Origin of the sequence: Hoeflea prorocentri, from assembly GCF_027944115.1 — a bacterium.
In the GTDB taxonomy this organism is placed as follows: domain Bacteria; phylum Pseudomonadota; class Alphaproteobacteria; order Rhizobiales; family Rhizobiaceae; genus Hoeflea_A; species Hoeflea_A prorocentri.
Genome location: NZ_JAPJZI010000001.1, coordinates 12,813 through 31,788, shown reverse-complemented (window position 1 = coordinate 31,788; position 18,976 = coordinate 12,813). Strand labels below are relative to the sequence as shown.

Here is an 18,976-nt window from a genome sequence, read left to right as displayed (position 1 = left end):
CGCCCGCGAAAAAACGGGCGCAAACCCGGGAGGAAAGTGAGCATCAGATGGTGGAGGTGCACTACTCGCCGTTCCTTGTCGGTGCGTCGATACTGGTCGCCATCATGGCGGCATTTACCTGCCTGAGACTGACCGACGGTCTTCGTAATCTTCCGGTGCCGCGCCGCAAGCTGCGGATTGCTCAAGCCGCGATTGCTCTGGGCGGCGGCATCTGGTCTATGCATTTCATTGGCATGCTGGCCGTAACCCTGCCGTTTTTTGTCACCTACGACCCCCTGCTCACACTCAGTTCCGCGCTGATCGCAATCCTGATCACAGGCTGCGGATTGCTGCTTTTGCATTTCGGTGAGCGGACCAACCTGCGTATCCTGACCTCGGGCAGCCTGACCGGCATTGGCATCGCGTCCATGCATTATACCGGCATGGCCGCCATCTCGGCCAATTGCATCGTGACCTACAGCGCACGCGGCATCATTTCGTCCGTGGTGATCGCAATTGCCGCATCGACGCTTGCCATGTGGCTTGCCTATTCAACACGCTCGCTCCTGCGCACCGCCATCGGTGCGGTTGTCCTTGGATTGTCGATCTCGGCAATGCATTACGCGGCTATGCTGGGTACGTCTTTTGCCCAGGCTGCCGAATTTGTCGCCGAACCGATCCCGGCCCTCGATCCGCAGGTTCTAGCCATGTCGGTGAGCCTGAGCGCCTTTGTCATTTGCGGGTTGTTTCTGCTGCTGGCCGTTCCCATGGAGGAAGCCGGAAAGACTGCCACCGCGGAGGGACCGGACAACGCGGAGCCTGTACAGACGGAGACGGAAAAACGCCAGCCGGCCCGGGCACAGAGCGTGCCGCTCAGCCGTGCCGGCCAGATGATCTCCCCGGCCAAGAACAGCATTCCCTACGAAAAGGAGGGGACAGTCCGTTTCATGAACACGGACCGCATTCTGGCAATCGAGAGCGACGGCCACTACACCAAGATCCGCACCGACGAGGATGCGCTGTTCTGCCCTTGGTCCCTGTCGAAAGTGGAAAAGAGCCAACTTGCCGGCCGGTTCTTGAAGACACACCGCCGCTACCTTGTGAACCCGGCCCACATCAACGGTTTGAAGAAAGTCGGCGACCAACTGTTCTGTTATGTCGGCGAGGCAGCGGAGCTGGAGGTTCCCGTCAGCCGCTCCCGCGCCAAGGATCTGCGAAACCGGCTCGGCGTCTAGCACCGTATGCCATTCGTGCAGAATAAGGACCGTTGGTGCAAAATGCCGTTCGTTGGTGCAGCGCCGTTTCTTCCATAGGCATCGCGTGTTCAGACTGGTCCCATACCATTGTGAGGTTTGGGAGGAACGCAATGATACCCGGTTCATTTGACTACCACCGGCCAAGCAGTATCGACGAGGCCGTCGGACTGTTATCCGATCATGGCGGCGATGCGCTGATACTTGCCGGCGGACACAGCCTCATCCCCATGATGAAGCTGCGCATGGCGACACCCGAACACCTGATCGACATTCAGGGCATCGACGAACTCTCCGGCATTAGGGTCACTGGCGACCGCATCGAGATCGGCGCGGCGGTTACCCAGGCGGACCTCATAGCATCGGATGAGCTTGCAGCCGCCTGCCCCATCCTGCGCGAAACATCCTACCAGATTGCCGATCCCCAAATCCGCAATGTCGGCACAATCGGCGGAAATGTCGCCAATGGCGATCCCGGCAACGACATGCCGGCCATCATGCAATTGCTTGATGCGGAATATGTCCTGCGGGGCAAGACCGGAAGCCGCACCGTCAAGGCACGGGAATTTTATGAAGCGGCCTATTTTACCGCGCGTGACGAGGCCGAGATCCTGACATCGGTCCACATACCGACGCCGGCCGCCGGCCACGGCTACAGCTATCAGAAGCAAAAACGCAAGATCGGCGACTATGCGACGGCTGCGGCGGGTGTCATCCTGACGGTCTCCGGTGGCCAGTGCACCAGCGCATCCATCGCCCTGACCAATGTGGCTGATACACCGCTTTGGGCCGAGGCAGCAGCCCAGGCGCTTGTCGGCACGGGCCTCGATACCGCTGCGATCGCTGCGGCCGTCGATGCGGCCCGCTCGATCACAGACCCGGCGTCCGACGGACGCGGACCGGCCGAGTACCGCACACATGTTGCCGGCATCATGGTGCAGCGCGCCATCGAAACCGCCCATGAACGCGCTGCCTGAGCAGCGCCAGACGTTTCGGAGAATTCCATGTCAAAGACCCATGTCAAGATGACGGTGAACGGCAAGGCCGTAGAAGCCCTGGCCGAGCCACGCACCCTGCTCATCCATTTCCTGCGGGAAGAACTCAACCTCACCGGCCCGCATATCGGCTGTGAAACCAGCCATTGCGGTGCCTGTACCGTCGATATCGATGGCAAGTCCGTCAAATCCTGCACTGTTTTTGTCGGCCAGGCCGAAGGTGCTGACGTGACCACGATCGAAGGCATCGCCCAGCCGGACGGAACGCTGCATGCCGTTCAGGAGGCATTCCGACAGCATCACGGGCTGCAATGCGGCTTTTGCACTCCGGGCATGATTACCCGCGCCTGGCGTCTGCTGCAGGAAAACCCCAACCCGAGCGAAGAGGAAATCCGCTTCGGCATCAGCGGCAATCTGTGCCGCTGCACCGGCTATCAGAACATCGTCAAGGCCATCCAGGCCGCCGCCGAGGAACTTTCGGTGAAGGAGGCAGCAGAATGAACGTCCAGACACCCCCCACCGATGCCGAACGCGTTGAAAAGCTCCAGGGCCTCGGCTCGTCGCGCAAGCGCGTCGAGGACGCACGCTTCACCCAGGGCAAGGGCAACTATGTAGACGATATAAAGCTGCCCGGTATGCTGTTCGGCGACTTTGTCCGCTCCCCCTATGGTCACGCGCGGATCAATTCCATCAACAAGGATGCAGCGCTTGCAATGCCCGGCGTGGTCGCGGTTCTGACCGCCGAGGATCTCAAGCCGCTGAACCTGCACTACATGCCGACCCTGGCCGGCGACGTTCAGGCGGTGCTTGCCGATGAGAAAGTACTTTTCCAGAACCAGGAAGTGGCCTTCGTGGTGGCTGAGGACCGTTACATCGCCGCCGACGCCACCGAACTTGTCGAAGTTGAATATGAGGAACTGCCCGCACTCGTCGACGCTTTCAAGGCGATGGATGACGACGCTCCCCTGCTTCGCGAAGACATCAAGGACAAGATGGAAGGCGCGCACGGGCCGCGCAAGCATCACAATCACATCTTCCATTGGGAAGAGGGCGATGAGGCCGGCACGAACAAGGCGCTCCAAGATGCCGAGGTAACGGTCGAGGAGATGATCACCTATCAGCGTGTTCATCCTTGCCCGCTTGAAACCTGCGGATGCGTCGCCTCCATGGACAAAATCAACGGCAAGCTGACACTGTGGGGTACATTCCAGGCGCCGCATGCCGTGCGCACCGTCGCCTCGCTCATCACCAATATCCCCGAGCACAATATCCGCGTCGTCTCCCCCGATATCGGCGGCGGCTTCGGCAACAAGGTCGGCGTTTATCCCGGTTATATCTGCTCGGCGGTTGCGTCCATCGTCACCGGCGTTCCGATCAAGTGGGTCGAGGACAGGATTGAAAACCTCACGGCGACGGCCTTTGCCCGCGACTATCACATGACCGGCAAGCTGGCGGCAAAAAAGGACGGAACGATCACCGGGCTGCACTGCCATGTGCTGGCAGATCACGGCGCCTTCGACGCCTGCGCCGATCCGACCAAGTTCCCGGCCGGCTTTTTCCATATCTGTACCGGATCCTATGACATCCCGGTCGCCTATTGTGGCGTCGATGGCGTCTATACGAACAAGGCGCCGGGCGGCGTTGCCTATCGCTGCTCGTTCCGCGTGACGGAAGCGGCCTACATGATCGAGCGCATGATCGACATTCTGGCCCGCAAGCTCGATATGGACCCGGTCGAACTGCGGATGAAGAACTTCATCAACAAGGATCAGTTCCCATACACATCCGCACTGGGCTGGGAATATGACAGCGGTGACTATCACACGGCCATGGAAAAGGCGCTTGAAGCCGTTGACTATCAGGCCTTGAGAGCCGAACAAGCGGAAAACCGCGCAGCCTTCGAACGCGGCGAGACCCGCAAACTGATGGGTATCGGCATCGCCCATTTCACCGAGATCGTCGGCGCAGGCCCCGTCAAGAACTGCGATATCCTCGGTCTTGGCATGTTCGACAGCTGCGAGATTCGCATCCATCCGACCGGCTCGGCGATCGCCAGACTCGGCACGATCAGCCAGGGTCAGGGCCATGCCACCACCTTCGCGCAGATTCTGGCCACCGAGATCGGCATACCCGCCGAGGACATCACGCTCGAGGAAGGCGACACCGACACCGCGCCCTACGGGCTCGGCACCTACGGCTCACGCTCGACGCCCGTTGCCGGTGCGGCCACCGCCATGGCCGGCCGCAAGATCCGCGCCAAGGCGCAGATGATCGCCGCCTATCTGCTCGAGGTCCACGAGGGCGATCTGGAGTGGGACATCGACCGCTTCCAGGTGAAGGGCAATCCGGAAGCACACAAGACGATGAAGGAAATCGCCTTCGCATCCTACAATCAGGCAATCCCCGGTCTTGAACCCGGTCTGGAGGCCGTATCCTATTATGACCCGCCGAACATGACCTACCCGTTCGGTGCCTATATCTGCGTCGTCGATATCGATGTCGACACGGGCGTGACCGATGTGCGCAGCTTCTATGCGCTCGACGATTGTGGTACCCGCATCAATCCGATGATCATCGAGGGTCAGGTCCACGGCGGCCTGACCGAGGCGCTGGCCATCGCCATGGGGCAGGACATCTCCTATGACGAGATCGGCAATGTGCAGGGCGGCAGCCTGATGGATTTCTACCTGCCGACCGCCGTTGAAACACCGCTCTGGCAGACCGATCACACGACAACGCCGAGCCCGCATCATCCGATCGGTGCCAAGGGTGTCGGAGAAAGCCCGAATGTCGGTGGCGTACCGGCCTTTTCCAACGCGGTCAACGACGCCTTCGCCCATAAGGGCCTGACGCACACACAGATGCCGCACGATCACTGGCGCGTGTGGAAAACAGCCCAGAAACTGGGACTGACAGGCTGAAACCATCGCGGTACCGCCCGACATTGAAACCGGGCGGTACCGCGACAGATAATAGTTATTTGCAGAGATCTGTTGATGACCACTTCGACCGATATCGCGCCCCGGCTGGCAAACGCCGGTTATGTGGCGGACGACGCGCTTGCAACGGCACTCGAACTCACCCTGTCGCTGCAACGCCCGCTTCTGCTTGAGGGCGAAGCCGGAGTCGGCAAGACCGAAACCGCCAAGGCGCTCGCAAGCGCGCTGGATACGAAGCTGATCCGTCTGCAATGTTATGAGGGGCTCGATGCGAGCTCGACCATCTACGAATGGAACTATCAAAAACAGCTTCTGGCCATACGCGCCCGCGAACATGAGGGCCAATCAGCCGACACGATCGAGAAGCACATTTTTTCTGAGGATTTCCTGCTGCACCGCCCCTTGCTGGAAGCAATTAGCCAGCCCAAGAGTCCGGTGTTGCTGATCGACGAAATCGACAGGGCCGATGAGGAGTTTGAAGCCTATCTTCTGGAAATTCTCTCCGACTTTCAGGTCACCATTCCCGAACTCGGTACCATGGCGGCAAAGAGCCGCCCCTATGTGATCCTGACATCCAACGGAACGCGGGAACTGTCGGACGCGCTGCGCCGGCGCTGCCTCTATTCCTATGTCGAGTTTCCCGATCACGCACGCGAGCTGGCCATTCTGCGGGCACGGATGCCCGATCTCGAGGAAAAACTGGCCGAAGCCGTCATCGGTTTCGTCCAGCAATTGCGCAAGGAAGATCTTGAGAAAAAACCAGGTATCGCCGAGACGCTGGACTGGGCTGCAGCGCTGTGCGGCCTTGGCGTCAAAGCGCTTCAGGATGATATCTCCAAGGTCACCGAGACCATGATCTGCCTTCTAAAGACGGAAAAGGACATCAAATCCGTTCCAAAGGAAACGGTCTCGCGGCTGGCCGGAAAGGCGGCATGATGGCAGTGGCGGCCGGACATGCGGAAAACACACGCCTGACCGACCGCGTCGTCGGCTTTATCGATCATTTGCGCGTCAACGGCTTTACCGTGGGCATTGAGGAATGCGGTGGCATCGCCGCCCATCTGGGCGCCAGACGATTGACGCGACTGGCGCAGATACGGCTGGAACTGAAGACCCTGCTGACCGGCAACCGGGAAGAATGGCAGCGCTTTGACGACCTCTTCGAGGCCTATTGGCTTCCGTCCGGCAAGGTTCGTATAAACAGCAAGCGCACAACGTCACCGCATGTGAAGAACCCCCTGCGTCAGACACCAATATGGCAGGATCATCTGGCCGATGGACAGCCTGGCAACGGTGATGCGCCGCAGGTCGAGAGCGAGACGCAAAACGAGGCGACCGGTGATGCCTCGGGCCGATTGATCGCAGCGAGACAGTCGATCGATCGCAAAACCGATTTGAAACATATAGTCGATCCCGATGAGATCAGGCGGGCCGAATTGCTGGCGCTGCGGCTGGCTCAGGCCATGCGATATCGCCTTTCAAGACGTCAACGCATGGCGCGCAAGGGACGCCGCATCGATCTGCGGCGAACAATTCGTCACGCACTGCCACGCGGCGGCGAGCCGATCGAGCTGTTCCGGCGCGCCACGCCTGACAGGCCCGTGCACATTATCGTCTTCCTGGACGTGTCCGGCTCCATGAAACACTACAGCCGCTTTTTCCTGCAGTTCGTCAAAGGGCTGGTTTGTACCTGGATGCACTCGGAGGCCTTCGTCTTCCACACCCGCCTCATCCGCGTCACTGATGCCGTTCGCGACCGCAACTCGGCGCGCGCCATGACGCGGCTGGCGCTGATGGCGGAAGGCTTCGGAGGCGGCACGCGGCTTGGCGAAAGTCTGGCAACCTTCAACCGAAATTATGCCCGCCGTCTGACCAATTCGCGAACGGTCGCGATTATTCTCAGCGACGGATATGACACCGGCACGCCGCAACAGCTCACAGACGAACTGGCGCAGATGAAGAAACATATCCGGCGGCTCATCTGGCTCAACCCGCTCCTCGGCTGGCGCAACTACGAACCTGTCACCGCCGCCATGCAGGCAGCTCGCCCCTATATCGATCATTTTGCGGCGGCCAATTCGCTGGAAAGCCTTGCAGCAATCGAGCCGGAACTGGCGGCAATGTCATGAAGCTTTCGGAAAACACGCTCGACCTCATTGAACAGCTGCGCAACAGCGGACAGAGTTTCTGCGTCGCAACGGTCGTGCGCACAAAGGACGCCACATCGGCTAAACCCGGTGCAAAGGCCGTGATCACCGTGGATGGCGAACTGCATGGTTTCCTCGGCGGAAACTGCGTGACCGGCGCCGTGCGAAAAGAGGCGCTGCAGGCGCTCGAGGCGCAGCAACCCAAGATGATCCGCATCAGGCCGAAAGAAGAAGTTGTTGCACCCGTCGACACGGATGGCACGACCCTGCACAAATCCTCCTGCCCCAGCGGCGGAACCGTTGAGATTTTCCTCGAGCCCATGAAGGCCACACGGCGCCTGATCATCCTGGGATCCTCGCCCATTGCCAGAACACTCATCGCAATTGCCGGCGCCATCGGCTATCGCACCATTTCCGGCACACCGCAGGACGAGACCGGCGAAATGGCAAGGGCCGATGCCTGTTTCGACGATTTTGCAAAAGCCGCATCGCAGGCCGGGCCGGAAGATGCCCTGATCCTGTCCACTCAGGGCCGGCGGGACCGCGAAGCACTGAAGGCCGCGCTTGCCTCCAGGGCCGGCTATATCGGCATGGTGGCGAGCCGACGCAAATTTGCATCGCTGGTGGCCGACCTACCGGATGAACCCCAATTGCGGGCGCGCGCCGAAGTCATCCACGCTCCGGCGGGTCTTGACATAAAAGCTGTCGAGCCGGAGGAAATCGCCCTTTCGATCATGGGGGAAGTCATTGCCCTGCGGCGCAGCGGGCAAATGCACCACGAAGCCGGCAGTCAACAGGAGGCGGCCGGGCAAGGATGAATCCGATGACAAACATCGACGTGGTTTTGCTCGCAGCCGGCCTGTCGAGACGCATGGGCGATGAAAACAAACTGCTGCTGCCGTTTGAAGGTGTCCCGCTGGTCCGGCACACGGCACAAACGATCCTGGCGTCCGGCTGCCGAAGCCTTGTCGTCGTTACCGGCCATGAAGCGGATGCTGTTCGATCAGCACTGGACGGATTGCCGCTCAAGACACTTTTCAATCCGGACTATGCGTCCGGACAGATGTCGACCGTTGCTTGCGGACTAAACGCCGTGTTGAGCACATCGCCGCAGCCGGAGGGTGTGATGATCGCCCTGGCCGACATGCCCTATCTCCAGGCGCGGGACTATTGCAGCCTTGCCGGCGTATTTGCAGACAAGGTCTGCAGAAAGATCATTGTGCCGGAGTTCCTCGGCAAGCGCGGAAATCCGGTCATCCTGCCGCAACAGCTTTGCGCACAGGCAGCCCGGGGCGGCATACGAAGCGGTTGCCGGCACCTGATCGACAAACGTCCCGCCGATGTCCAAGCGGCGGATATGAACAATTCCGCATTCATCACAGACATTGATACGGCAGCCGATTACGGCCGCGCAATGTCGTCCCGCTTCCCGGTTGCCCCCTGCTGCGGCTGAACAAAGACAAGGATACACCCCATGGAAATGCACGACTCTCAACGCATTCGCGCGTCCCGCCAGGCCGTTTATGATGCACTCAACAACCCAGAAGTCCTCAAGCAGTGCATTCCAGGCTGCGAGGAGTTGGAAATGATCTCCGAAACAGAGATGAAAGCGACTGTGCTTTTGCGTGTCGGTCCGGTCAAGGCGCGCTTCAAGGGCACGGTTGAACTGTCCGACCTGAACCCGCCGGAGGGCTACACGATCAGCGGCGAGGGCAAGGGCGGTGTTGCCGGCTTCGCCAAGGGCGGGGCGACCGTGCAGCTGAGCGAGGACGGTGAGGACACCATCCTGCAATATGATGTGAAGGCCGACATCGGCGGCAAGCTCGCCCAACTCGGCAGCCGGCTGATCGACTCGACGTCGAAAAAGCTGGCCGGTCAGTTCTTCACCAACTTTGCGGCCATTTTCGAGGAAAACGCACCGGCCTGAACCCGGTCATACGGGTATATATGCCTGCGACTTGATTTCCTTCAGAATGAGGCTCGTCCTCACATGCGCTATGCCCGGCAACTGGAACAAAAACTCCTCCAGAAGCTGGTTATAGGCGGCCTGGTCCTCACAGATGACCCGCAGGTGGTAATCCGCATCTCCCGTCGTTGCCAGACACTCCAATACCTCTTCACGCTGCGTGACCGCAGCGATGAACTCCTGCAGACGGCTCGTCTCGTGCCGCACCAGGGATACGTAGACGATAGCCTGAAAGCCCAGTCCAGTTGATGGGCCGTCCACGATTGCCGAATAACGCCGGATAATGCCTGACTTTTCCAGCGCATTGACGCGCCGCCAGCATACGGACGCAGACAGTCCCACCGTATCGGCCAGCGCCTGATTGGTGATCTGGCAATCCTTCTGAAGCTCCCTGAGTATGTGGCGATCGTGCTTGTCCAGCTGCATAATTTCCTCCGCATATTCCAAAGAAAGCCCGCTTCTAGGATAATTTATCCGAAAAATACCAAATATTCAAATAAACTGGACAGAATCACCATCAGTCTCCGGGTAAAATATCACAACCAAAAACTCGGGATATGAGCCATGAACATTCACGCACCAATGCCGCTCCTGCAGTACAGCCTGGAGGACCGGTTCCGGCTTCGATCAGGTCGGGTCTACATGACCGGCACCCAGGCGATGACCAGGATCGTGCTCGACCAGGCTCGCCGCGACCGTCAGGCGGGACTGAACACCGCCGGGTTTGTATCGGGCTATCGCGGCTCTCCGCTCGGCGGCGTCGACCTTGAGATGTGGCGCAGCAGCGACCTGCTCCGGGAAGCCCGTATCGAGTTCCTGCCGGCGGTCAATGAAGATCTTGCAGCCACCGCAGTTCTTGGATCCCAACAGGTCGAGACCGATCCGAACCGCACCGTGGATGGCGTTTTCGGTCTTTGGTACGGCAAGGGTCCCGGCGTCGACCGGGCAGGCGACGCCCTCAAACACGGCAATGCCTATGGTTCTTCTCCGACGGGAGGTGTTCTCGTCGTTGCCGGAGATGATCACGGATGCGTCTCCTCATCCATGCCGCATCAGTCGGACGTCGCCTTCATGGCCTGGTTCATGCCGACACTGAACCCGGCAAGTGTCTCCGAATATCTGCAATTTGGCGAATATGGTTATGCGCTCAGCCGCTATTCCGGAATGTGGGTCGGCTTCAAGGCCGTTTCCGAAACGGTGGAGTCGGCAGCGTCCATGGACATCCGTCCGGACCGCGTCTTCGCAGCGCCCGCCTTCGACATGCCGCCAACCGGCCTGCACTATCGCTGGCCGGACCTGCCCGGCCCTCAGATCGAGGAGCGGATGGAGGCGAAAAAACAGGCCGTCTTCGCCTTTGCTCACACCAACCCCATCGACCGCCGCATTTACAACAATGACGACGCAACCTTCGGCATCGTGACCACCGGCAAGGGTCACCTCGACCTGATGGAAGCACTGCGTCTACTCGGTTTGGACAATCAAGCCTGCCGCGAGCTTGGCATCGATATCTACAAGGTGGGCATGGTCTGGCCCCTGGCGCGCCAGGACGCCCTTGCCTTCGTGCGCGGCAAGCGCGAAGTGCTGGTGGTCGAAGAAAAACGCGGCATCATCGAAAGTCAGTTCAAGGAATACTTCTACGATTATCCCGGCGACAAACCCGATTTTATGGTCGGCAAGCGCGATGAGAATGGCGAGCGGCTGGTGCCGTGGACCGGCGAGCTGTCGCCATTGCAGCTCGCACCCATCGTTGCCGGACGGCTCGACAAACTCTTCGGTACGAATAAGTTTTCCGAACGGGCACGCCACCTGGCCGAAAACCGGCTCGCACCCATCACCGTCGAAGGCGCGACCCGCACACCCTATTTCTGCTCCGGCTGCCCGCACAACACGTCGACCAGGGTGCCGGAAGGCTCAAAGGCACTGGCCGGCATCGGCTGCCACTTCATGGCAAGCTGGATGGACCGCGAGACCACCTCGCTCATCCAGATGGGCGGCGAAGGTGTCAATTGGGCGGCCTCGTCACGTTTCACCGGCAAGGGTCATATCTTCCAGAATCTGGGCGAAGGCACGTACTATCATTCCGGCTCCATGGCGATCCGCCAGTCCATCGCCGCCGGGGCGAACATTACCTACAAGATCCTCTTTAACGACGCCGTCGCCATGACGGGCGGCCAGCCGGTTGACGGCCCTGTCAGTGTTCAGGCCATCGCTCACGAGGTCAGGGCGGAGGGTGTCGAGCGCATCGCCCTTGTCTCGGACGAACCGGAAAAATTCAACCTTCCAGACTTCCCGCCCGCAACGACGTTGCATCACCGCGGCGAGCTCGACGCGGTACAGCGCGAGTTGCGCGAGATCGAAGGCGTGACGGTGCTGATCTACGAACAGGCCTGCGCCACGGAAAAACGCCGCCGCCGCAAGCGCGGCCAGGTGGAAGACCCGAAACGGTTTGCCTTCATCAATGAGCTGGTCTGCGAGGGCTGCGGCGATTGCTCCGTGGCCTCCAATTGCTTGAGCATCGAGCCGGTCGAGACGGAGTTCGGCCGCAAACGCCGGGTTAATCTCTCGTCCTGCAACAAGGACTTCAGTTGCCTTGACGGCTTTTGCCCGAGCTTCGTCACCGTCGAGGGCGCCGAGCGCCGCAAGGGCACGGCAGCAGCCGAAGATGCGGAGGAACTGGCAACCGACCTGCCGCAACCCCAAATGGCCTCACTCGAACGGCCGTACAATCTGCTGGTGACCGGCGTCGGCGGCACAGGTGTTGTCACGGTCGGCGCACTGATCACCATGGCCGCCCACCTTGAGGAAAAGGGTGCCTCGGTACTTGATTTTACCGGCTTTGCACAAAAGTTCGGCCCGGTCCTCAGTTTCATTCGCCTGGCTGCCGCGCCCGGCGACATCAACCAGGTCCGCATCGATGATCATTCGGCGGACGCACTGATCGGCGGCGATATTGTCGTCTCAACCTCGCCCAAGGCCTCCGGCACCTATCGAAACGGAATGCGTGCCTTGCTGAACCTCGCCGAATCTCCGACCGGTGACATCGTCCGCCATCGCGACGCCAGCCTTGCCGTCGATCGACGCTGCCGGGAAATCGAAGATGCGGTCGGTGCGGACAATGTTTCAAGCTTCGACGCAAACCGCCTGTCGGAACGTCTGCTTGGCGACACGGTCTTCGCCAATATCATCCTGCTCGGTTATGCCTGGCAAAGCGGAGCCGTTCCCGTCTCCCACCAGGCGCTCATGCGGGCCATCGAACTGAACAATGTTGCCATCGAAGCAAACAAAAGGGCCTTCTCCTGGGGCCGGATCGCCTTTGCCAAACCGGACCTTCTGCCTGCTGACCCGAGCCAGAAACCGGAGGCCGCCGGCTCGCCGGACGAAGTTGTCAAACGGCGCGAGGACTTTCTGATCGACTATCAGGATCGGGCCTATGCCGCGCGCTACCGCAAATTGATGGACACGGTTCTGGCCAAAGAAAAAAAGACCGGGGCGCAAGGAATAACAAAGGCCATCGCCCGTTCTCTTTTCAAGCTGATGGCCTACAAGGATGAATATGAAGTGGCGCGACTGCATGCCGATCCGAAATTCATGAAGACCCTGAAGGATCGTTTTTCCGGCAACTTCAAGGTCAACTACTATATGGCGCCGCCCTTTCTCAACGCCGACCTCGATGCGCGCGGCCGGCCGAAAAAGCGGCGCTTCGGAGCCTGGATGCTTCCCGCCTTTCATGTCTTGGCGCGGATGAAACGCCTGCGTGGAACCGTTTTTGATCCCTTCGGCTATGGCCATGACCGCCGCGTTGAGCGGGGACTGATCGTCTGGTTCGAGGACATCGTCGACAAAGGCCTCCGGCATGTCACAGCGGACAACGCGCAGGCATGGTGTGAGCTCTTTGAATTGCCCATGCACATACGCGGCTATGGACCTGTGAAAGAAGACGCGATAGCAAAGGTGAAGACCCGAATGGAGGCCGGCCTCGCCGATCTGGGCGCTGCCGCACCACAACAGGAAGCACATCATGTTTGAAGCCCTGCAGCCCGCCCCGCCCGACAAGATCCTCGCGCTGATGGCGCAATTTCGCGAAGACGAACGCGAGAACAAGACGGACCTCGGTGTCGGCGTCTACAAGGACCAGTACGGTGAGACCGTGATCATGCGCTCAATCCGCGCGGCTGAAAAGCGGCTCTATGACGAACAGAAAACCAAGACCTATGTCGGCCTTCAGGGCGACAAGTCGTTCTGTGCAGCGATGGGCGAACTGGTGCTCGGCAATACAGTCTCGCCGGACAACTACCGGGTGTGCCAGGCTCCCGGCGGATCGGGCGCGCTGAGTATTGTCGCCATGATGCTCAACCGTGCCCGCCCGGGCGCGACAGTATGGATTTCAGACCCTTCCTGGCCAAATCACATCCCGCTGCTGGCAGGAGCCGGCCTGAAGCCGAAATCCTATCCCTATTACGATCCCGAAACCGGCAAGATCCGTTTCGATGAAATGATCGCTACACTGCAGGAGGCTGAGGCAGGCGACATCCTGCTCCTGCATGGTTGCTGCCACAATCCGACGGGAGCGGATCTCACACTTGACCAGTGGAAAGCCGTCACGGAGCTCTGTTGGGACAAGGGACTCTTTCCCTTTATCGACCTTGCCTATCTCGGTTTTGGCGACGGGCTTGAGGAAGACGCCGCCGGCGTCCGGCTGATGGCGAAAACGGTCCCCGAATGCGCGATCGCCGCGAGCTGCTCAAAGAACTTTGCCGTCTACCGCGAGCGCCTCGGGGCGGCCATCCTGGTTGGCGCTGACACCAAACAGCTGGATACCGCATTTGGTCAATTGCTGTCGGTGACAAGAAGCGTCTACTCCATGCCGCCGGATCATGGGGCCGCTGCCGTTCGCATCGTTCTTGAGGATGCAGAGCTGAAAGCCGATTGGAAAGCGGAACTTGAAACCATGCGCACGCGCATGACGGTTCTGCGCCAGGACTTTGCCGATGCCCTGCGTCGGGAATCCAACAGCTCGCGCTTCGACTTCATAGCAGGGCAAAAGGGCATGTTCTCGCGCCTCGGTCTCAGCCCGGACCAGATCGATACACTGCGCAATGAACGTGGAATCTACATTGTCGGAGACAGCCGCATCAACATTGCCGGCCTGCCGGGCGACAGGCTCGACGAGCTTGCCCGGGCAATTGTCTCGGTGACCGGCTGAACCAACTAAAACGGGGCCTTTCGGCCCCGTTTCAATTTCGGCAGCTTCCGGACTCAGGCGCCAATACCGCCGAAGCAGAGATATTTGATCTCCACGAAGTCATCGATGCCATATTTCGAACCTTCACGGCCAAGGCCCGATTGTTTGACGCCGCCGAAGGGCGCGACCTCCGTTGAGATCAGCCCGGTGTTGACGCCCACCATGCCGTATTCCAGCGCTTCGGCAACCGTCCAAACGCGCGACAGGTCGCGCGCATAAAAATAGGATGCAAGGCCGAACTCGGTGGCATTGGCCAATTCAATTACTTCTTCAACCGTGTCAAAGCGGAAGAGCGGAGCAACCGGCCCGAAAGTCTCCTCACGGGCCACTTTCATATCGCTGGTAATACCGGTCAAAACGGTCGGCTCGTAGAATGTTCCGCCATGGGGATCGGCCTTGCCACCGGTCAGGACAGTCGCACCGCCGGAGATCGCATCGGCCACATGTTCTTCGACCTTGGCCAGTCCCTGATCGTCAATCAGCGGTCCCGTTGTCACGCCCTCCTCGAACCCGTCTCCAACCTTCAACTCGCGCACCTTGACGGCCAGCTTTTCGGCAAACTCGTCATAGACGGCGGACTGGACATAGATGCGATTGGCGCACACACAGGTCTGACCGGCATTGCGGTATTTGGAAATCATCGCCCCATCGACCGCCGCATCGATATCGGCATCGTCGAAAACGATGAACGGCGCATTGCCGCCGAGCTCAAGACCGACTTTCTTGATCTGGTCTGAACACTGGCGCATGAGGATGCGCCCAACCTCGGTGGACCCGGTGAACGTGAGCTTGCGCACCTTGTCATTGTCACAAAGCTCGCGGCCGATCGCAGGCCCGTCTTCGCCGACAATCAGGTTCAAGACGCCCGCCGGCAGGCCCGCGCGCTGAGCCAAAACGCCGAAAGCGATGGCCGAAAGCGGCGTTTGTTCGGCGGGCTTGACGACGACGGTGCAGCCCGTCGCAAGCGCCGGCGCGATCTTGCGGGTAATCATCGCGTTGGGAAAATTCCACGGTGTGATTGCGCCAACAACGCCGATCGGCTGCTTGACGACGACGATACGCTTGTCGCCTTGGTGGCCGGGAATTGTGTCGCCATAGACCCGCTTGGCTTCCTCCGCGAACCATTCGAGGAACGAAGCGCCGTAAACGATCTCGCCACGCGCCTCGGCGACCGGCTTTCCCATCTCCATGGTCAAAATGATCGCCAGATCGTCGGCATGCTCCATCTGAAGCTCGTAAAGCCGCCGCATGATGGCGCCGCGTTCCTTGGCGGTCATGGCCGCCCAGCCCCTTTGGGCCTCATGCGCCGCATCGATCGCCTGGCGTGTATCCTGCGCGCCCATATCGGGAAGGCTGGCAATCTCCTCGCCGGTCGATGGGTTGGTGACATCGAAATGCCGGCCGCTGTCAGATTCGGCAATCCATTCACCGCCGACAAGCCCGGCAGGTTTGAGAAGCGTTGGGTGTGTCAGTCTGGAAAGGAGTTTATCGGATATGCTCATAACGGGTCTCCACGATCAGGCAAAATCTTGGTAAGCGGCACGGCGCCTTTGGCCATGTGTATTGACCATTGCATGTGCCAAAGCAAGGACAGGTATTGAGAATTTATGGTCCTCGGAAATACGCTATTGCGGCGCCGGTCCGGTTGATTGGCGAACCACCAGTTCGGTAGGCATTTCGAGGGTCTGCGGCGCCGATTGGCGGGCCGAGATGATATCGAGAAGCATGGTCATTGCCGTCTGCCCGATCTCGATACGCGGCTGGTTGACCGTCGTCAGAGCCGGGCTGTAACTCTCGCTGATAAACAGGTTGTCGAACCCGACAACCGAGACATCTTCCGGCACGCTGAGACCACGCCGCCGCAACTCGCTGATGGCACCAAAGGCCATTTCATCATTGGCTGCAAAAATGGCTGTCGGCGGATCGGCCCGGTCGAACAGGCTGGCGCAGCACTCACGGCCGCTCTGGCTGGAATAGTCGCCGACCGGCGCATAATGATCCGGCACCTCCAGCCCGGCTTCGGCCATGGCCGTGCGATATCCGTCGAGCCGCAAACGGCCGAGAATTTCAGGCAATGGTCCGCATATGTGGGCAATGCGCCGGTGTCCAAGCGATTGCAGGTAGTCCACTGCCCGTTTTGCAGCCGCCTGATTGTCGATCTGCACATGGGCAAGGTCGCAGTCTTCAACCGCCTCCAGCGCCACGACGATCGGCGCCAGCCCGCTTTCCGGCTGCAACACCGCGTGACCGTCCGGCACGGCGCCGGTCATCAGGATCATGCCATCCGCCTGACCGTCCTGCAGCATGTCGAAATACTCGGCTTCGCGTTCCGGGTCGTCCTCGGTGTTGCCCATCAGCAGAACATAGCCAGCCGCACGGGCAACGGCTTCGACACCCTTGAAGATCTCAAGATAGAACGGGTTGCTCATATTGCGCACGACCAGCAACACGGCCATCGATTTCTGGATGCGCAGATTGCGCGCCCGTACATTGGTCCGGTAATTGAGCTGATTGGCGGCCTCACGCACTTTCTCACGGGTCGCATCGGTCACCAGCGAAGAATCGCTCAACGCACGCGACACCGTAGCGGTCGAAACGCCCGCGACACGGGCAATGTCCTTGATCTTGGTCCGCTGGTTCATGATGGCTTTCGTTTTTACCGGACGCCGCTGATGCGATCCGTTCCGGGCACACAGTTCGAAGCAGCCCTTATAGCCGAATTGTAATCGATTGCAAAACAGCAGCCGCGAACGTTTCGACAGACATGATCCGCCTTCAGTCAGGCATTGCAAGTTAAATGGAAAACCGGCAAACCCTGCGCCAGGGCGCAGGGCCGAGGTCTTGGTGCAAATACCTCTACCGGTCAGGCCGGTTCAGACTGTCTAACCCATGGAATGGCCGCCGTCACGTTCAGTGCACTGCATATTTTTTGACCATATTGCATCGCACAAAAAATAAGCATTTTGTTGTCATGCACAAAATTTAACACAACCTCAGCCGGATCCACCAGGCCATCATCGGGGCGCGCATCCAATAAAAATAAAGTAAAAACAAAACGCTATAGGCAAATTAACAAACCGGTAACGAGTCTGGCACGATTCCTGCGGGGCGGTCTGCGGTGCAAATACTTCTACGGAGACCCTAATGACCACTCTGAAAAACCGCATTCGATCCTTCGGCATGGCCGCAGTCGTCGCAGGCATGACGGCATCCACCGCGGCCATGGCCGAGGAAACGATCAAGGTCGGTATCCTTCATTCCCTGTCCGGAACCATGGCCATTTCCGAAACGACTTTGAAAGACGTCATGCTGATGCTCATCGAGGAGCAGAACGAAAAAGGCGGCCTTTTGGGTAAAAAGCTGGAAGCCGTTGTCGTCGACCCTGCGTCCGACTGGCCACTCTTTGCCGAAAAGGCCCGTGAACTTCTCGATGTCCACGAGGTTGCCGCCGTCTTCGGAAACTGGACATCGGTCAGCCGCAAATCCGTCCTGCCGGTCTTTTCAGAGCTCAACGGCATCCTCTTCTATCCGGTTCAGTATGAGGGTGAGGAAAGCCAGCGCAACGTTTTCTACACCGGGGCGGCCCCGAACCAGCAAGCCATTCCGGCGGTCGATTATCTCTTGGAAAACGAAGGCGTTGAGCGTTGGGTACTCGCCGGCACCGACTATGTCTACCCGCGCACGACCAACAAGATCCTTGAAGCCTATCTCAAGTCGAACGGTGTCGCCGAAGAAGACATCATGATCAACTACACGCCGTTCGGTCACTCCGATTGGCAGACGATCGTCGCCGACATCAAGGCCTTCGGTTCGGAAGGCAAGAAGACCGCCGTCGTGTCCACCATCAATGGCGACGCCAACGTGCCTTTCTACAAGGAACTGGGCAACCAGGGCATTTCCGCAACGGATATCCCCGTCGTCGCCTTCTCCGTCGGTGAAGAGGAGCTGGCCGGTCTCGACACTGCACCGCTCGTCGGTCACCTGGCCGCCTGGAACTATTTCCAATCAGTGGAATCGGATGAAAACGATGCCTTCATCGAGGCCTGGCACGAATTCACCGGCGACGAGAACCGCGTGACCAATGACCCGATGGAAGCTCACTATATCGGCTTCAACATGTGGGTTAAGGCGGTTGAGAAAGCCGGCACCACCGATGTTGATACCGTGATCGACGAGATCATCGGCGTGGCCGTGCCCAATCTTTCGGGCGGCTACTCAACCATGATGCCCAACCACCACATCACCAAACCGGTGCTGATCGGTGAAATCCAGGAAGACGGCCAGTTCGACATCGTCGATGAGACCGACGGACTGGTCGCGGGCGATGCCTGGTCTGACTATCTGCCGGATTCGGCAAAGCTGATCTCCGATTGGCGCAAGCCGCTCGAGTGCGGAAACTTCAACGTTGAAACCTCGACCTGCGGCGGCAAGGGAAGCTGACGCCGCACGCGGCGG

15 protein-coding genes are annotated in these 18,976 nt (G+C 59.6%); 12 read left to right on the top strand and 3 right to left on the bottom strand.

Translation table 11 applies throughout. The features are described from left to right. The first annotated feature begins 47 nt into the window (after positions 1–47). From OQ273_RS00150 to OQ273_RS00110, 9 genes are all read left to right on the top strand, one after another. Positions 48–1,214: an MHYT domain-containing protein gene (locus OQ273_RS00150; RefSeq protein WP_267988451.1), complete on the top strand. Its 1,167-nt coding sequence runs from the start codon at positions 48–50 to the stop codon at positions 1,212–1,214. Positions 1,215–1,345: 131 nt separating this feature from the next. Continuing rightward, positions 1,346–2,209 (top strand): FAD binding domain-containing protein, encoded by an 864-nt coding sequence (locus OQ273_RS00145; protein WP_267988450.1) that lies wholly within the window; start codon positions 1,346–1,348, stop codon positions 2,207–2,209. A gap of 27 nt (positions 2,210–2,236) precedes the next feature. After that, positions 2,237–2,728 carry a (2Fe-2S)-binding protein gene (locus OQ273_RS00140; RefSeq protein ID WP_267988449.1) on the top strand — a complete coding sequence of 164 codons (492 nt, stop codon included), beginning with the start codon at positions 2,237–2,239 and terminating at the stop codon, positions 2,726–2,728. Continuing rightward, positions 2,725–5,148, top strand: a complete 2,424-nt coding sequence (locus OQ273_RS00135; protein ID WP_267988448.1) for an aerobic carbon-monoxide dehydrogenase large subunit — start codon at positions 2,725–2,727, stop codon at positions 5,146–5,148. The genes OQ273_RS00140 and OQ273_RS00135 overlap by 4 nt, the downstream gene beginning before the upstream one ends. Positions 5,149–5,223: 75 nt before the next feature. Beyond that, positions 5,224–6,102 (top strand): AAA family ATPase, encoded by an 879-nt coding sequence (locus tag OQ273_RS00130; RefSeq protein ID WP_267988447.1) that lies wholly within the window; start codon positions 5,224–5,226, stop codon positions 6,100–6,102. Beyond that, a complete protein-coding gene (locus tag OQ273_RS00125) occupies positions 6,099–7,295 on the top strand; it encodes a vWA domain-containing protein (protein WP_267988446.1) in 1,197 nt (398 codons plus the stop codon). Before OQ273_RS00130 ends, OQ273_RS00125 begins: the two co-directional genes overlap by 4 nt. Then, on the top strand, positions 7,292–8,131 hold the full coding sequence (locus OQ273_RS00120) for an XdhC family protein (protein ID WP_267988445.1): 840 nt from the start codon (positions 7,292–7,294) through the stop codon (positions 8,129–8,131). Before OQ273_RS00125 ends, OQ273_RS00120 begins: the two co-directional genes overlap by 4 nt. A gap of 5 nt (positions 8,132–8,136) precedes the next feature. Then, positions 8,137–8,766 (top strand): nucleotidyltransferase family protein, encoded by a 630-nt coding sequence (locus OQ273_RS00115; protein ID WP_267988444.1) that lies wholly within the window; start codon positions 8,137–8,139, stop codon positions 8,764–8,766. Between the two features lie 21 nt (positions 8,767–8,787). After that, positions 8,788–9,240, top strand: a complete 453-nt coding sequence (locus tag OQ273_RS00110) for an SRPBCC family protein (RefSeq protein WP_267988443.1) — start codon at positions 8,788–8,790, stop codon at positions 9,238–9,240. A 6-nt stretch (positions 9,241–9,246) separates the two neighbouring features. On the opposite strand, the gene OQ273_RS00105 is transcribed toward OQ273_RS00110, so the two are convergent. Further along, positions 9,247–9,705, bottom strand: coding sequence for an Lrp/AsnC family transcriptional regulator (locus tag OQ273_RS00105; RefSeq protein ID WP_267988442.1), 459 nt, complete (start codon positions 9,703–9,705; stop codon positions 9,247–9,249). A gap of 138 nt (positions 9,706–9,843) precedes the next feature. Between OQ273_RS00105 and OQ273_RS00100 the strand changes: the two genes are divergently transcribed. After that, a complete protein-coding gene (locus OQ273_RS00100; protein WP_425493307.1) occupies positions 9,844–13,305 on the top strand; it encodes an indolepyruvate ferredoxin oxidoreductase family protein in 3,462 nt (1,153 codons plus the stop codon). Then, the gene (locus OQ273_RS00095; protein WP_267988441.1) at positions 13,298–14,482 is read left to right on the top strand and encodes an amino acid aminotransferase; all 1,185 of its coding nucleotides are present in this window, start codon (positions 13,298–13,300) and stop codon (positions 14,480–14,482) included. Before OQ273_RS00100 ends, OQ273_RS00095 begins: the two co-directional genes overlap by 8 nt. A 53-nt stretch (positions 14,483–14,535) precedes the next feature. On the opposite strand, the gene OQ273_RS00090 is transcribed toward OQ273_RS00095, so the two are convergent. Then, positions 14,536–16,023 (bottom strand): NAD-dependent succinate-semialdehyde dehydrogenase, encoded by a 1,488-nt coding sequence (locus tag OQ273_RS00090; RefSeq protein WP_267988440.1) that lies wholly within the window; start codon positions 16,021–16,023, stop codon positions 14,536–14,538. Positions 16,024–16,146: 123 nt separating this feature from the next. Then, a complete protein-coding gene (locus OQ273_RS00085) occupies positions 16,147–17,163 on the bottom strand; it encodes a LacI family DNA-binding transcriptional regulator (protein ID WP_267988439.1) in 1,017 nt (338 codons plus the stop codon). A 538-nt stretch (positions 17,164–17,701) separates the two neighbouring features. Between OQ273_RS00085 and urtA the strand changes: the two genes are divergently transcribed. After that, positions 17,702–18,961, top strand: a complete 1,260-nt coding sequence (gene urtA, locus OQ273_RS00080; RefSeq protein ID WP_267992988.1) for an urea ABC transporter substrate-binding protein — start codon at positions 17,702–17,704, stop codon at positions 18,959–18,961. Positions 18,962–18,976: the final 15 nt, after the last annotated feature.